At 62.6% G+C, this 16,544-nt stretch carries 10 protein-coding genes; 8 read left to right on the top strand and 2 right to left on the bottom strand.

What is annotated here, in order from left to right:
• The first annotated feature begins 80 nt into the window (after window positions 1-80).
• The 5 genes from ACJ8HH_RS16335 to fis all read left to right on the top strand — a co-directional run bounded on the left by ACJ8HH_RS16335 (window position 81) and on the right by fis (window position 4,327).
• Window positions 81-323 (top strand): YhdT family protein, encoded by a 243-nt coding sequence (locus tag ACJ8HH_RS16335; RefSeq protein ID WP_033636179.1) that lies wholly within the window; start codon window positions 81-83, stop codon window positions 321-323.
• Entirely contained in the window at window positions 313-1,758 is a 1,446-nt protein-coding gene (gene panF / locus ACJ8HH_RS16330; protein WP_033636180.1) for a sodium/pantothenate symporter, read from the top strand. Before ACJ8HH_RS16335 ends, panF begins: the two co-directional genes overlap by 11 nt.
• Window positions 1,759-1,769: 11 nt before the next feature.
• Entirely contained in the window at window positions 1,770-2,651 is an 882-nt protein-coding gene (prmA, locus tag ACJ8HH_RS16325; protein ID WP_033648970.1) for a 50S ribosomal protein L11 methyltransferase, read from the top strand.
• A gap of 393 nt (window positions 2,652-3,044) precedes the next feature.
• Complete coding sequence (dusB, locus tag ACJ8HH_RS16320; protein ID WP_004936856.1) at window positions 3,045-4,049, top strand: tRNA dihydrouridine synthase DusB; 1,005 nt, start codon at window positions 3,045-3,047, stop codon at window positions 4,047-4,049.
• Window positions 4,031-4,327, top strand: a complete 297-nt coding sequence (fis, locus tag ACJ8HH_RS16315) for a DNA-binding transcriptional regulator Fis (protein ID WP_000462905.1) — start codon at window positions 4,031-4,033, stop codon at window positions 4,325-4,327. The genes dusB and fis overlap by 19 nt, the downstream gene beginning before the upstream one ends.
• 128 nt (window positions 4,328-4,455) lie before the next feature.
• Here fis and ACJ8HH_RS16310 read toward each other — a convergent pair whose 3' ends face one another.
• Entirely contained in the window at window positions 4,456-4,797 is a 342-nt protein-coding gene (locus tag ACJ8HH_RS16310) for a hypothetical protein (protein ID WP_004936850.1), read from the bottom strand.
• A 257-nt stretch (window positions 4,798-5,054) separates the two neighbouring features.
• On the opposite strand from ACJ8HH_RS16310, the gene lpxO reads away from it, so the two are divergent.
• The 3 genes from lpxO to ACJ8HH_RS16295 all read left to right on the top strand — a co-directional run bounded on the left by lpxO (window position 5,055) and on the right by ACJ8HH_RS16295 (window position 7,991).
• Window positions 5,055-5,960, top strand: a complete 906-nt coding sequence (gene lpxO, locus ACJ8HH_RS16305) for a lipid A hydroxylase LpxO (protein WP_033648969.1) — start codon at window positions 5,055-5,057, stop codon at window positions 5,958-5,960.
• A gap of 296 nt (window positions 5,961-6,256) precedes the next feature.
• Window positions 6,257-7,177, top strand: coding sequence for a kdo(2)-lipid IV(A) palmitoleoyltransferase (lpxP, locus tag ACJ8HH_RS16300; RefSeq protein WP_033648968.1), 921 nt, complete (start codon window positions 6,257-6,259; stop codon window positions 7,175-7,177).
• A 115-nt stretch (window positions 7,178-7,292) separates the two neighbouring features.
• Entirely contained in the window at window positions 7,293-7,991 is a 699-nt protein-coding gene (locus tag ACJ8HH_RS16295) for a CTP synthase C-terminal region-related (seleno)protein (protein WP_223182220.1), read from the top strand.
• Between the two features lie 48 nt (window positions 7,992-8,039).
• Here ACJ8HH_RS16295 and ACJ8HH_RS16290 read toward each other — a convergent pair.
• Window positions 8,040-16,544: amino acid adenylation domain-containing protein (locus ACJ8HH_RS16290; RefSeq protein WP_442516991.1), on the bottom strand; the 8,505-nt coding region annotated here is incomplete at its 5' end.

Below are 16,544 nucleotides of genomic sequence, written 5' to 3'. Positions count from 1 at the left end.
ACGGCTTGGCAAAACGCCGTCATGCCGTAAAATTCCCTACCTTTGATGAATCCATCACCGTAAACCTATGGGAGACACGGATGGACAAACGCTTTATTCAGGCGCACCGCGAAGCGCGCTGGGCGCTGGGGCTGACGCTGCTCTACCTGCTGGCCTGGGGGCTGGCGGCCTATCTGCCGGACAGCGCCGTCGGCGTCACCGGCCTGCCGCACTGGTTCGAAATGGCCTGCCTGCTGGTGCCGCTGCTGTTCATCGGCCTGTGCTGGCTGATGGTGCGCACGGTGTTCCGCGACATTTCGCTGGAGGACAGCGATGCAAACTGAAGTGATCCTGCCGCTGGTCGCCTACCTGTTGCTGGTATTCGGCCTGTCGGTATACGCCTATCGCCGCCGTCAGAATGGAAATTTCCTCAGCGAATATTTCCTCGGCAACCGCTCGATGGGCGGCTTTGTGCTGGCGATGACCCTGACCGCCACCTACATCAGCGCCAGTTCGTTTATCGGCGGCCCCGGCGCCGCCTACAAATACGGCCTAGGCTGGGTGCTGCTGGCGATGATCCAGCTGCCGGCGGTGTGGCTGTCGCTCGGCGTGCTGGGCAAGAAATTCGCCATCCTGGCGCGGCGCTACAACGCTATCACCCTCAATGACATGCTGTATGGCCGCTACCAAAGCCGCCTGCTGGTGTGGCTGGCCAGCCTCAGCCTGCTGGTGGCGTTCCTCGGCGCCATGACGGTGCAGTTTATCGGCGGCGCACGCCTGCTGGAAACCGCCGCCGGCATTCCTTACGACACCGGCCTGCTGATCTTCGGCATCAGCATCGCGCTGTACACCGCCTTCGGCGGCTTCCGCGCCAGCGTGCTGAACGACGCCATGCAGGGGCTGGTGATGCTGCTTGGCACCGTGCTGCTGCTGGTGGCGGTGATCCATGCCGCCGGCGGACTGGACAGCGCAGTCAGCAAACTGCAGCAGATCGATCCGGCGCTGGTGTCGCCGCAGGGCGGCGATCAGATCCTCAGCCTGCCGTTTATGGCGTCGTTCTGGATCCTGGTGTGCTTCGGGGTGATCGGCCTGCCGCACACCGCCGTGCGCTGTATCTCCTACAAGGACAGCAAGGCGGTGCACCGCGGCATTCTGCTCGGCACAGTGGTGGTGGCGGTGCTGATGTTCGGCATGCACCTGGCCGGCGCGCTCGGCCGCGCGGTGTTGCCGGATCTCAAGATCCCCGATCAGGTGATCCCGACGCTGATGATCACCGTGCTGCCGCCGTACGCCGCCGGGATTTTCTTGGCGGCGCCGATGGCGGCGATCATGTCGACCATCAACGCCCAACTGCTGCAATCCTCCGCCACCATCATCAAGGATCTCTACCTTGGCGTACGCCCACAGCAGATCCACAACGAGCGGCTGATCAAGCGCTTCTCCAGCCTGACCACGCTGATCCTCGGCCTGTTGGTGCTGTTGGCGGCCTGGCGGCCGCCGGAGATGATCATCTGGCTCAACCTGCTGGCTTTCGGCGGGCTGGAGGCGGTGTTCCTGTGGCCGCTGGTGCTGGGCCTGTACTGGGAACGCGCCAATGCTCAGGGAGCGCTTAGCTCAATGGTGTCGGGTGCGGTATGCTATACGCTATTGGCCAGCTTCAACCTGCAGCCGGCGGGGCTGCACCCTATCGTGCCTTCGCTGTTGCTCAGCCTGTTGGCGTTTTATCTCGGTAACGTCGTCGGCGAAAAGCGCCGGACGGCGTCATCATTACCCTCTTGAAGAGAATTGCTATGCCTTGGATCCAACTCAAACTGAACACCACCGGCAGCCAGGCGGAAGACCTGAGCGACGCGCTGGTGGAAAGCGGCGCCGTGTCGGTGACCTTCCAGGACACCCACGACAACCCGGTGTTCGAACCCTTGCCGGGTGAAACCCTGCTGTGGGGCGATACCGACGTGATCGGCCTGTACGACGCGGAAACCGATATGGCCGAGGTGGTGGCGATGCTGGAACAGCACCCGCTGCTGGGCGCCGGTTTCCGCCACAAGATAGAGCAGCTGGAAGATAAGGACTGGGAGCGCGAATGGATGGATAACTTCCACCCGATGCGCTTCGGCGAGCGTTTGTGGATCTGCCCGAGCTGGCGCGACGTGCCGGATCCCGATGCGGTCAACGTGATGCTCGATCCGGGCCTGGCGTTCGGCACCGGCACCCACCCGACCACCGCGCTGTGCCTGCAGTGGCTGGACGGCCTCGATCTGGCCGGCAAAACCGTCATCGACTTCGGTTGCGGTTCCGGCATCCTGGCAATCGCCGCGCTGAAGCTGGGTGCGGCGCGCGCTATCGGCATCGACATCGATCCCCAGGCCATTCAGGCCAGCCGCGACAACGCGCAGCGTAACGGCGTTTCAGAGCGTCTGGAGCTGTATCTGCCGAAAGACCAGCCGGCGGACCTGCTGGCGGACGTGGTGGTCGCCAACATCCTCGCCGGCCCGCTGCGCGAGCTGGCGCCGCTGATCGGTTGCCTGCCGAAGGCCGGCGGCCATCTGGGGCTGTCCGGCGTGCTGGCCAGTCAGGCGAGCAGCGTTGCGCAAGCCTACGAAGAGAAGTTCACGCTCGACCCGGCCGCCGAGCGTGAAGAGTGGTGCCGCATCACCGGCCGCCGCAAGTAAGCGTCACGGTCTATTGCTCCCTCATCCACCGGCCCTGCGCCGGTGGATTTTTTTTGCCTGGCGATCGGCCCGCGGGCGAGACAAAATTTTATGCAATTTTTCGCCGTTCAACGACGGATCGCCCTGACAATGCGCCTTCCAGGCAGGCTATCCCGGCAAAAAACGCGGGTGAATGCAGATAATATTCTGCGCAAAGGCGAATATTTTACCGCACACTAAATAAGCACTTTTCGTCAACTCATTGTAAAATATATACAATATTTTTATGAATCACTGCGCAGCGCATTTTTTGCCCTAATATCGCGCCAATTGGTTAAAGTTTGGCCTTTCATCTCGGCGCAAAAATGCGTAATATACGCGCCCTTGCGGACACAGTATGGTCACTCTTTGTCTATGCGCATTGGACACCACCAGCTTACTAATTGCCTGATTGCGGCCCCGATGGCCGGTATTACAGATCGCCCGTTCAGAACCCTCTGTCATGCAATGGGTGCTGGGATGGCTGTATCCGAGATGCTCTCCTCCAACCCGGAGGTGTGGCGGACGGATAAGTCGCGTCTGCGTATGGTGCATAGCGATGAACCAGGGATCCGCTCCGTGCAGATTGCCGGATGCGATCCTGATGATATGGCCGCCGCCGCGCGTATCAACGTGGCCAGCGGCGCGCAGATCATCGACATCAATATGGGATGCCCGGCCAAAAAAGTGAACCGGAAGCTTGCCGGGTCCGCCTTGTTGCAGTACCCGGATCTGGTTAAACGGATCCTCCACGCGGTGGTTGACGCGGTGGATGTGCCGGTAACGCTGAAGATTCGCACCGGCTGGGCGCCAGAGCATCGTAACTGTGTAGAGATTGCCCAACTGGCCGAAGACTGTGGTATTCAGGCCCTGACGATTCACGGCCGAACCCGCGCCTGTCTGTTTAACGGCGACGCGGAATACGACAGCATTCGGGCAGTTAAGCAGAGTGTTTCCATTCCGATTATCGCGAATGGGGATATTACTGACCCGCATAAAGCCAGAGCAGTGCTCGACTACACCGGGGCCGATGCCCTGATGATAGGCCGCGCTGCTCAGGGGAGACCCTGGATCTTCCGGGAAATCCAGCATTATCTGGACACTGGGGAGTTGCTGCCGCCGCTGCCGCTTGGCGAGGTGAAGCGCTTGTTGATTGGGCACATTCGGGAATTGCACGGCTTCTATGGCCAAGGCAAGGGATTCCGGATTGCTCGTAAGCACGTGTCCTGGTATCTCCAGGAACACGCTCCGAATGACCAGTTTCGGCGCACATTCAACGCCATAGAGGATGCCAGCGAACAGCTGGAGGCGTTGGAGGCATATTTCGAAAATCTTAGCGTAAAAAAAGAGCTGACAGAACTATGTTCGAACAACGCGTAAATTCTGACGTACTGACCGTTTCTACCGTTAACTCACAAGATCAGGTGACTCAAAAGCCTCTGCGTGACTCGGTTAAACAAGCACTGAAGAACTATTTTGCTCAACTGAACGGTCAAGACGTAAATGACCTGTATGAGCTGGTACTGGCTGAAGTTGAACAGCCACTGTTGGACATGGTGATGCAATACACCCGTGGCAACCAGACCCGCGCAGCCCTGATGATGGGCATCAACCGCGGCACGCTGCGCAAGAAGCTGAAAAAATACGGCATGAACTGATACTAGTCAGTTAACGTGTTGAAAAGGCGCTTTATCTCATTTGATAAGCGCCTTTTTCTTTTGGGGCGCCCCCGGTTTGCGGGCAATAAAAAAGGCCGCAGCGCGGCCCTTGTGGCAAAGCGGCGACCTTATTCGGTCACTTTGTTCTTGAGGCTTTCCGCCCCTTGCTTGGTCTTGTCCCAAGCCTTCTCTGAACCTTGCTTGGTGGAGTGCCAGGCCTTTTGCGAGCCTTCGCTCACTTTGCTGCCGACGCTGTCGCTCTTGCCTTCGGCGGCGTGCTTGGCTTTCAGCTTCAGCTCTTCACCCTTGTCCTGAGACTGGTGCAGCTTTTCTTTGGCGGTATCCGCTCCTTTGTGCGCTTCGGCAACGACCTCGTTGCTGGCGTGAGCGGCGGTGTCGGTCGCGGTCTCAGCGGCGAACACCGGGGAAGCGAGCAGCAGTGCAGACAAGGCAATGATTGATTTCTTCATAAGTCCCTCTTTTCTCAGATACGTGCCATTCTTCATGAAATAAGATGGCACACAATCCCGTTAAAGAAACCTAAGAATAGTACGAAAACCAAAAATACCAACATAAAATATCAACACTCACATCTTAATTAACTTTTCATGCCATCTACGTTCAACAATGGCGAAATGGCACGAAAAAGTTAAATTTTATCTGTCACAAAACTATAATTTTTACGTTTTTTACCTCGTAATAATCAGTAATGACAGGGATGGATTCTATGGTTGCCGTCATCATTATAGGCGTTTTTATCGTCAGCTTCCTTTACGCACACTCCCGCGGCAAGGAGAAACAAAAGCTTACCCGCCAACTGTTCGATCACTCCACCTTTATGGGGCCGATCAATATGTTTATGACCGGTTTCTCCCGTTTGCCCGCCAGGCAGCCCTATTTCGACGAAAAAGTTTTCCCGGAGCTGCAGACGCTGACCGACAACTGGCAGGTGATCCGCGAGGAAGCGGTGCGCTTGCAGCATCACATCAAAAAGGCGCAGTCGCACAACGATGCGGGGTTCAACACCTTCTTCAAACGCGGCTGGAAACGTTTCTATCTGAAGTGGTACAGCGACAGCCACCCTTCGGCGCAGACGCTGTGCCCAAAAACCGTCGAGCTGCTCAACCGCATCCCGTCGGTCAAGGCCGCGATGTTCGCCGAGCTGCCGCCCGGCAGCCATTTGGGTAAACACCGCGATCCTTACGCCGGCTCGGTGCGCTATCACCTGGGGTTGATGACGCCCAACGACGATCGCTGCTTCATCGAGGTGGACGGCGAGCAGCACAGCTGGCGCGACGGCGAGGCGGTGATCTTCGACGAAACCTACGTGCACTGGGCGCAGAACGCCACCGATCAGACGCGCATCATTCTGTTTTGCGACGTCGAGCGGCCGATGAAATGGCGCTGGGCGCAGGCGGTCAACCACTGGGTCGGCACCACGCTGATGTCGGCGGCCAGCTCGCCAAACGACGATCAGGACCGCACCGGCGGCATCAACCGCATCTTCAAATACGTCAACGCGGTGCGCGATGCCGGCCAGCGCCTGAAGGCGCGCAACCGCCGCGGTTACTACCTGCTGAAATGGCTGGTGATCGCTGCGATTTTCGCCGCGATTATCATTCCCAGCCTATAAAACGAGCCAATCTTCAACTCAGGGGCAACGCGAATGAGAATATTCGCATGCCCCTCTTCCTCTGTACCCCGTACCCTGTGTTAACATACACGTTCCTAGAGCCGCCTCCGCTGGCCAACAGCTATCCCTCCGAAGCCTGATAGCAGCGCAAACCGCCCTTCGAATGTAAATGTTTAGTCAATTATGGAATTCCGACTAAACCCTGGCCGTACTTGGGTGTCTGAGTGTTGTATCGCAATCGAGTGGATCCTTTATGCGTTACAGGTTGCTACCCCCTAACGCATAAACGAGCTGCTATGAAACGCCAAAAGAGATTTCAACTTTCCTTGCTGCACCCGCGCTACTGGCTGACCTGGTTCGGCCTGGCCCTGCTGTTCCTGCTGGTACAGCTCCCTTACCCGTTGCTCAATCGGCTGGGGGTGTGGATGGGGCGCACTTCGATGCGTTTTCTTAAGCGTCGCGTCACCATTACCCGCCGCAACCTCGAACTGTGCTTCCCCGAGATGGACGAAGCGCAGCGCGAACGTAAAGTGGTGGGCAACTTCGAATCGCTCGGCATGGGCCTGCTGGAAACCGGCATGGCCTGGTTCTGGTCGGATAAACGCGTCAAGCGCTGGTTCAACGTCTCCGGCATCAACCACCTCAAAATGGCGCAGCGCGACGATCGCGGCGTGCTGGTGATCGGCGTGCACTTTATGTCGCTGGAGCTGGGCGGCCGGGCGATGGGCCTGTGCCAACCGATGATGGCGATGTACCGCCCGCACAACAACAAGGCGATGGAGTGGGCGCAGACCAAGGGCCGCATGCGCTCCAACAAGGCGATGATCGATCGCAAGGATCTGCGCGGCATGGTGCACGCGCTCAAGCGCGGCGAGGCGGTATGGTTCGCGCCGGATCAGGACTACGGCCCGCGCGGCAGCGTATTCGCGCCGCTGTTCGCCGTCGATCAGGCCGCCACCACCAGCGGCACCTTCATGCTGGCGCGCATGGCCAACCCGGCATTGGTGCCGGTGGTGCTGATCCGCCGCGAAGGCGGCCGCGGCTACGACCTGCTGATTCAACCGGCCCTGGAAGACTACCCGCTCAGCGACGAACAGGCGGCGGCGGCTTACATGAACAAAGTGATCGAGAAAGAGATCATGCGGGCGCCGGAGCAATACATGTGGCTGCACCGCCGCTTCAAAACCCGACCGGCCGGCGCGCCCTCGCTGTACTGACCCTCTTTTTTCCAGCCCGGCCAACGCCGGGCTTTTTTGTGCGCCACGTTTAAAAAGCGGCGGCTCGACACTCTACTTTCCTGTAATCTCCTTTTTTACCCGCACAGGAAAGGAAATGATGAAAGCTCAAGTTCGCATTGCTCTGGTCGGTGATTACAACCCGCAAGCCGTGGCCCATCAGGCTATCCCCGTGGCGCTCCAGCTCACCGCCGCCCATCTCGACATCGACGTGCAGCCCCAATGGCTACCGACAGAAACCCTGACCTCCCCCGACGTGCTGCAAAATTTCGACGCCATCTGGGTGGTGCCGGGCAGCCCGTATCGTTACGACGACGGCGCCTTTATGGCGATCCGCCATGCGCGGGAAAACGACGTGCCGTTCCTCGGCTCATGCGGCGGTTTTCAATACGCCATCGTCGAGTACGCCCGCAACGTGATGGGCTGGCACGACGCCGGCCATGCGGAAACCGACAGCGGCGGCCGATTGGTGATCGCCCCGCTGAGCTGTTCGCTGGTGGAAAAAACCGGCGACATCGCTTTTCAGCCTGACACCCGCGTCGCGCAGGCCTACGGTAGCCTGAACACCCATGAAGGCTACCACTGCAACTTCGGCGTAAATCCGGAGTTCGTCGCCGATCTTGAGCGCTTCCCGCTGATCGTCAGCGGCCACGACACCGAAGGCGACGTGCGCGCCATCGAACTGCCGGGCCGGCGTTTTTACGTCGCCACGCTGTTCCAGTCGGAACGCGCCGCGCTGCGCGGCGAGCTTTCACCGCTGGTGGTGGAACTCGTCAAAACCGCCGCCAACGGGTAAAAAAAAGCCCTCTTGCGAGGGCTTTCTCATCGGATACATCTCGCCGGCTTACGCCTGTCCGAGCTCGCGCAACGCCAGGTTGAAGTGTTGCCCCAGTTCACGCCGATGAACCGGATGCTCCATCATCGACACATGGTCGCCGTTGACCTGGCTGACGCGGACGGTCGCCGGCGGCAGCAGCTTATCCCATCCCAACGCGGAAGCGTCTTCGCGGCAATATCCCGCCTGCTTGATCCTCTGCCAATACGCCTGGAACTGTGCGTTCTGCGAATTGACGGAAACCTGCTCCTGCTTCGCCTTGAACAGATGGATTTTCAGCGATGCGGGCTGCACCAGGGTCGCTTCCACCAGTTTGGCGTAGTGGTGCCGCTGCTGCCAGAGCGCCGCCTCGTCGGCCACTTCCTCACGCTGAGTCTTGATCCCGGCGCGTTGCACGGCCGCGATCGCCTCCGGCAACGGCAGCTCGGCCAACTGCTGACAGAACTGGGGATCCGGCCTTTCCTGCGTTGACTCCACCCAGTTCAGCAACAGCTGGACCGGGCTGTGCATCGCCTCCACCGGCCGCAACGTGTCGATCAACCCCAGGAAGGCGACCGCTTCCCCGGCCGATTGCAGCTGCTCGGCGATGGCATAGGCCAACACCCCGCCGGAAGAGTACCCCGCCAGATGGTATGGCCCCTGCGGCTGCACTTCGCGAATCAACGCCACGGCGCTGGCGGCCATATCGGACATGGTGGCCGGCTTCTCCTCCATCGCCGGCCACGGCACGGCGTAGACCGGGAAGGTCTTGTCGATCTCCTTGGCCAATTCAAACACGTAGGAGTGGTCGCCAAAGCCGGTCGGAACGAAGAATAGCGGCGGCCGGCTGCCGCTGCTGCGAGCCGGCACCGCCTTGCGCATCGGAGCCTCTGCGGTGCGACGATCTATCCGCTCGGCCAGCTCGGCCAATATCGGATGGTTGAAGATCGCCTGTACCGGCAAGGTGATGCCTTGCTGACGCAGCTGGCTGGAAAGACGTACCGCCAGCAGCGAATGGCCACCGAGCTCGAAGAAATTGTCGTGGCGCCCTATCTGGCCAATCTCGAGCAGCTCGCACCATACCCGCGCCAGCGTCGTTTCGGTCTCCCCCTGAGGCGCCACATACTCCCGAGTGCCGACTGCCGCGCGCTCCGGCTCCGGCAAGGCACGCCGATCCAGCTTGCCGTTGGCGGTCAACGGCAGCGCATCCAGCCAGACATAAGCCGACGGCACCATGTACTCCGGCAAACGTTCGCTCAGATAGGCCCGCAGCTGTCCCTGCAACGCGCTGCGGTCAACGTCGGCCGTCGGTACGATCCAGGCGACCAGGCGCGGATGATGTTCCGTCGAACAAACCTGCACCACCGCTTCCCGCACCCACGGGCTCGCCGCCAGCTGCACCTCAATCTCGCCCGGTTCGATGCGGAACCCGCGCAGCTTGATCTGCTGATCGCATCGCCCCTGGTATTCAAGACTGCCGTCCGGTAAATAACGCGCCAGATCGCCGGTGCGATACATGCGGCCGCCGCCGACCGGATTGAACGGATCACTCAGAAAGCGCTGTGCCGTCAGTTCCGGTCGGTTCAGGTAGCCCAACGCCACCCCCACGCCGCCGATATGCAATTCCCCCACCGCCCCCATCGGCACCGGGCGCCCGCGGGCGTCCAGCAAGTAAGCGCGGGTATTGCCGATCGGTTTCCCAATCGGCAAGCGCGCCTCCCCTTCAGCCCGCTCGATACGTGCCGTTGTCGCAAAGGTGGTGGTCTCCGTCGGCCCATAGGCATGGATCAGGTGCACCGGCCCCCGCTCTTGCAACAACCGCGCATAAGCGCCCGGATCCTCTTTCTCCCCTCCGCTAATCAGATATTTCAACTGCGCCAGTGCGCCACTGATGCTGTGCACATACTGATTGAACAGCGCAGTGGTCAAGAACAGCGTGGTGATGCGATGGCGTTGCAGTTCGGCCGCCAGACGCTCGGCCTCCATCATCACCTCCGGCGCGATCACCACCAGCGCACCGCCATTCAACAGGGCGGCCCAAACCTCCATCGTGCTGGCATCAAATGCCGGATTGGCGGCAAAGGCGATGCGGTCGTCGGCGTCAAAAGCGGCGTAGCGGTTGTTGCGCACCAAACGCGTGATCCCCTGGTGCGGCGTCATGACGCCTTTCGGCGTACCGGTCGAGCCGGAGGTATACATGATGTAGGCCGTCGCGCCGCTCGACACGCGCAACGCCGGGTTACCGTTATGATCTTCAGCTTCGCGATCCTCGACCGTCAGCTGCGGGATCTCCTCGTCGCCGATGGCGTCCGTCAGCATCAGGCAGGCGCCGCTGTCATCGGCGATCCACGCCTGACGCGCGGCCGGCAGTTGCGGATCGATGGGCACATACGCCGCCCCGGCCTTGATTACCGCCAATTGGGCGCAGACCAGTTCGATGCTGCGCGCCAGCCGCACCGCGATCCGGTCGCCCGGTTGTACGCCGCGCTCAATCAGCCGGTGCGCCAACCGGTTGGCGCGCGCATTCAACTGTGCGTAGCTGAGCCGTTGCGCATCCTGGATCAAAGCGATGGCCTGCGGCGTCAGCCGCGCCTGCTGTTCAAACAGTTCGTGCACGCAGGTATCCGCCGGGTAAGCTTCCGCCGTATGATTCCAGCGGCACAGCTGCAGCGCATACTCTTCATCCGGCATCACCTCCAGTTCACAGACCGGTGTCTGAGGCGCCTGCTCCAATGCCTGCGCCAATGCGCTCAACGCCTGCGCCATATAGCCGCACACGCGCTGCGCTTCAATCGGCTGCCTGACCTGCGCCGTCAGGCCCAGCGAATCACCGCCGTCCTCGACCGACAGCACGAACGGATAGTTGGTGCGTTCCTGGCTATCGAGCAGCGACACGCCGGTCGGCAATGCGGTATCCTCGCCGCTGTTATGCCGGTAGTTCAGCAGGGCACTGAACAGCGGCGTGCCCGCGGCGACGCCGCTGCAGCGCTGCGCCAACGCCAGCGGCGCATGCTCATGGGCCAGCAGCCCGCTCAGCCGGATGTGCGCCTGCAACACCGCCGATTCCGCGCCGACCTCGTTGACATCCAGCCGCAGCGGCAACGTATTGATAAACAATCCGAGCGCCCGTTCCGCCCCGTCTCCGGCCTGCATGCGGCCCAACAATACGGTGCCGAATACCACCTCATCGCGGCCGGTAGCGCGCGCCAACACCTGCGCCCAGGCCAGGTGGCACAGGCTGGCCAGGCTGACGCCCAGCCGCCGCGCCTGCCGCCGCAGCTGTTGGTTGAGCGCAGGCGGTAAGGCCAGGTGCGCCGTCGAGATATCCCGCCCTTCGCCATGCACGTCGCTCAGGCCGAACGGCAGCGACGGTTCATCGATATCCGCCAGCATAGTGCGGAAGAACCGTTCGTGTTCTGCCTTGCTGACGCCGAGCCTTGCCTGCGCCACCGCGTTGCGGAACGGCGGTGCCTTGGCCAGTTCGTCCCCGCGCCCGGCCAGGATCAGGTTGATCTCCTCCTGCATCACCGCCAGGGTCGAGTGGTCGCCGATCAGGTGATGCCACTGCTGGAGCACGCACCAACTGCCTTCTTCCCCCTGTGCGGCGACAAAGCTCAGCAACGGTGCGCGCGTCAGATCAGGCCGCACGCGGCGCGGATCAAACAACGCCGTCAGCCGCGAACCGATCTCGCCCTCCTCCGGATTGAGCCGCAGTTCTCGCAGCGACAACTCGGCCTTGCGCCACACCACCTGCACCGGTGATGACACGCCCTGCGTGATGAACGCGGTGCGCAGAATGTCATGGCGATCGATCACCTGCTGCATCGCCGCCAGCCAGGCGTCCAGGCGCGCACGGCTGTCGAAACGCAGCACCGCGGACAGCTGGTACGGGTCGCCCCGTTCCGCCAGCAGATGGTGGAACAAAATCCCCTCCTGCAGCGGCGACAAGGCGTAGATGTCCTGTACGTTGGCCACGCCGCCCGGCACCTGCGCCACCACCGCGTCGATCTCCGGCTGACTCAGCGTCGCCAGCGGCAACATCTCCGGCGTAATGGCTACGCAGCCCGGCAGGATACCGTTGGCCGGCACGCTCACTTCCTGCTGCGTGACCAACGTCTGCGCCAGCGTTGACAGCGTCGGCGCGGTGAACAGCGTTTGCACCCCGGCGCTCAGCCCGACACGGCGCAGCTGCGCCATCAACTTCACCGCCAGCAGCGAGTGGCCGCCCAATTCGAAGAAGTTATCGTGGCGCCCGACCCGCTCAATGCCCAGCAGCTCGCGCCAGATCCCCGCCAGCAGCGTTTCAAGTTCGCCTTCAGGTTCGGCGTAAACCTCACGCACGTAGGCGTCCTCCTGCGGCTCAGGCAGCGCGCGCCGATCCAGTTTGCCGTTCGGCGTCAGCGGTAGCGTATCCAGCGCCACCCAGGCCGCCGGCAGCATAAACTCCGGCAACATCCCCGCCAGATACTGTCGCAGCGTCACCGCCAACGTCTGGCGAGCCGCGTCAGCCTCCGGCACCACCCAGGCTACCAGTCGCTTATTGTCCGCTTCGCCGAGGACATCCACCACCGCTTCGCGCACCGCCGGATGACCGGCCACTCGCGCCTCGATCTCACCGCATTCGATGCGGAAGCCGCGAATTTTCACCTGCCGATCGTTGCGTCCCAGGTAGTCGATATTGCCGTCCGGCAGATAGCGCGCCAGATCGCCGGTGCGATACATCCGCTCGCCTGGGTTAAACGGATCCGCCAGGAATCGCTCTGCCGTTAACTCTGCGCGGTTGAGATAACCCAGCGCCACCCCGGGGCCGGCGATGTAGATCTCGCCGGTCGCGCCGAGCGGCACCGGTTGCCCGTGCTCATCCAGCAGATAAATCCGGGTATTGCCGATCGGCCGCCCGATAGGCAAACGCTGCCATGGATCCACTCGCTCGATCGTGGCCGTCGTGGCGAACACCGTACACTCGGTCGGCCCATAAGCGTTGATCAACCGTACCGGCCCAGCCTCTTTCAGCATGCGGGCAAAGGCGTGCGGATCCGCCGCTTCACCGCCGCTCAGCAGATATTTCAACTGCGCCAGCGTCGCGGCGATGCTATGGGCATATTGGTTAAACAACGAGGTGGTCAGGAACAAGACGTTAATCCCTTGCCGCACCAGCGCCGCCGCCAACGCCTCGGCTTCCGTCAACACTTCCGGCGCAATGATCGCCAGACTGGCGCCATTCAACAGGGCTCCCCACATTTCCAGCGTGCTGGCGTCAAACGCCGGATTGGCGGCGAAAGCGAAGCGATCGCCGCGTTCAAACGACGCAAAACGATTGTTGATCGCCAGCCGGAGGATGCCTTGGTGCGTCACCATGACGCCTTTAGGCGTACCGGTCGAGCCCGAGGTATACATGATGTAGGCCGGCGCGCCGCCGGCGCGAGGCACCGCCGGATCGTGGGTCGGATTCTGCCGCAGCCGATCGATACGCAGGCAGGCGATCTCGCCGGCTATCTCGCGGTCGATATCGCGATCGCACAGGATCAACGACGCCCCGCTGTCGCCGATGATCCACGCCTGCCGCGCAACGGGCAGGTGCGGATCGAGCGGCACATAAGCGGCCCCCGCCTTGAGGATCGCCAGCTGGGCGATGACCAGAGAAACGCTGCGTTCAAGCGACGTGGCCACGCGATCGCCCGGGCGCACGCCCTGTGCGATGAGTTGGTGCGCCAGTTGGTTGGCGTGGGCGTTCAATTGGGCGTAGCTCAGGCTGTCCCGATCGTTCACCACCGCAACGGCGTCCGGCGTGCGCTGCACCCACTGTTCAAACAGGACGTGGGCACAGCTCTGCGCCGGATAAACTTCCGCGGTTCGGTTCCAGCCGTACAACAACAGTTCGCGCTCGGCAGCCGGCAGCAGATCGAGATGCGACGCAGGCTGCGTAGCATTTGTCGCCATCGCCCGCAGCACCTGCACCAGGTAAACGCCGTAACGTTCGGCGGTAGCGCGGTCGAACAGCGCCGTGGCGAAGTTCAGCGTCCCGCTGATTTGCTCGTCGCGCTCCGCCAGATCGAGCGTCAAATCATACTTGGCGATCTGATAGCCCAACTCGGCACTCTCGGCCTGCAGCCCAGGCAGCGAGATATCGCGCACCGAGCCGTCCTGCCAGGCCAACATCACCTGGAACAGCGGGGTATAACCCAGGTGGCGCGGCGGATTGACCAGCTCCACCACCTGCTCGAACGGCAGATCGCGATTTTCCCGTGCCGCCAGCACCGCGTGGCGGATCCGCGCGATCAGCGTCGGCAGATCCGGATCGTCGCGAAGATCGATGCGCAGCGCCAGCGTGCTGACGAAGAAGCCGACCAGCGATTCGGTTTCCAGCCGGCCACGGTTGGCCTCCGGCGTACCGATCACCAGCTCCTGCTGCCCGGCCATGCGCGCCAGCACCAGGCTCCAGGCCGCCAGCACCGTCATGAACAACGTGCCGCCATGCTGCCGGCTGAACTGCCGCAGCGCCTGCGTCAGCTCGGCGTCGATCGCGATCGGCACCTCCCCGCCGCTGAAAGACTGCACCGTCGGACGCGGCCGGTCGGTCGGCAGCGTCAGCAGCGCCGGCGCATCGCTCAGCGTTTCGCGCCAGTATTGCGCCTGCGCCGCCAGCCGCTCCGGCGTCAGATAGCGACGCTGCCAGGCGGCGTAATCTGCGTATTGCAGCGGCAGCGGCGGCAGCGGATCGGCATCGCCGCGACGCAAAGCGCCGTACAACGCCCCCAGTTCACGCAGCAGAATGCCGGTCGACCAACCGTCGGAAATGATGTGATGACAGGTGAGCAGGAACAGATGCTCCTCATCCGCCAGGCGGATCAGCGCGGCGCGCACCAGCGGCCCCTGCGTCAAATCAAAAGGCGCCTCCGTCAGGCGCTGCGCCAGTTGCCGCGCCTGGCTCTGAGCATCCTGCCGCCCACGCAGATCGTGCACCGTCAACGGCAGCGCGTCTGCCGGCAGAATGTGCGCCTGCGGCTGCCCCTCGACGGTGACAAACCGGCTGCGCAACGCTTCGTGGCGGGCATAGAGCGCATCCAGGCTCTGCCGCCAGGCGGGCAGATCCAGCTCGCCGCGCAGGCTCAGTGCCAGGGGAATATGGTAAGTTTCACTCAGGCCTTCCAACTGCGTCAGGAACCACAAACGCTGCTGAGCAAACGACAGCGGCAACGCGGCGCCGCGTGGCATAGCCTCGATCGGCGGCAGCGCCTCATCGGTTCTCCGCAGTTGCTGCGCCAATGCCAGCAGCGTCGGATTGGCGAACAGGACCTGCAACGGCAGCTGCCATTCCATCTGCTGCAGACGGTTGGTCAGACGCACCGCCAGCAGCGAGTGGCCCCCCAGCTCGAAGAAGTTATCGTGGCGCCCGACCCGCTCCACGTTCAGCAGCTCGCGCCAGATCGCCGCCAGCAGCGTTTCGTGTTCACCCTGCGGCGCTTCGTACGCCGCCTGGCTCTGCGCCCCCTGCGGCTCCGGCAACGCCCGACGATCCAGCTTGCCGTTCGGCGACAGCGGCAACGCCGCCACCACCACCCAGGCCGACGGCACCATATAGTCCGGCAGCGCCGCGCTCACATGCTGCCGCAGCGCGCCCGCCAGCGTCTCTTCCGCCACGTCCGCGGCCGGCACCACCCACGCCACCAGCCGTTTGTCGTCGCCCACCGCCCGTGCATCCACCACCGCTTCGCGCACCGCCGGGTGCGTCGCCAGCGCCGCCTCTATCTCCCCGCATTCGATGCGGAAGCCGCGGATTTTTACCTGCTGATCGTTGCGCCCCAGGTACTCGATGTCGCCGTTCGCCAGATAACGCGCCACGTCGCCGGTGCGGTACATCCGCCCGCCCGGCGCGAACGGATCGCTCAAGAAGCGCTCCGCCGTCAGTTCAGGCCGGTGCAGGTAGCCCCGCGCCACCTGCACCCCGCCGATATACAGCTCGCCCACCGCCCCCAGCGGCACCGGCTGCCCGCGCTCGTCCAGCAGGTAGATGCGCGTGTTGGCGATCGGCCGCCCGATCGGCACCGACACCCGTTCCGCCTCCCGCGAACAGTGCCAGGCGGTGACGTCCACCGCCGCCTCCGTCGGCCCATACAGGTTATGCAACTCCGCCTGCGGCAGCCGGCGGTAAAACTCCGCCACCAGCGTCGCCGGCAGCGCTTCCCCGCTGCACATCACCCGCACCACCTGCCCGCAGCGCGTCGCCGCCTGCCCGTCCGCCAGGAAGCTTTGCAGCATCGACGGCACGAAGTGCAGCGTGGTGACGCCATACTGTTCGATCGCGCGGCTCAGGTAGTCCGGATCCTTGTGCCCTTCCGGCTTCGCCATCACCAGGCGCGCGCCGACCATCAGCGGCCAGAAGAACTCCCACACCGAGACGTCGAAGCCGAACGGTGTTTTTTGCAGCACCGTGTCCGCCGCCGTCAGGCCGTAGGCCTCCTGCATCCACACCAGCCGGTTGACCACCCCGCGGTGTTCGTTCATCGCGCCCTTCGGTTTACCGGTCGAGCCCGA

Source organism: Serratia sp. CY32780, from assembly GCF_052169135.1.
Classification (GTDB): domain Bacteria; phylum Pseudomonadota; class Gammaproteobacteria; order Enterobacterales; family Enterobacteriaceae; genus Serratia; species Serratia sarumanii.
The sequence above is the reverse complement of the archived record's forward strand: the minus strand, read 5'-3'. Positions and strand labels throughout refer to the sequence as shown.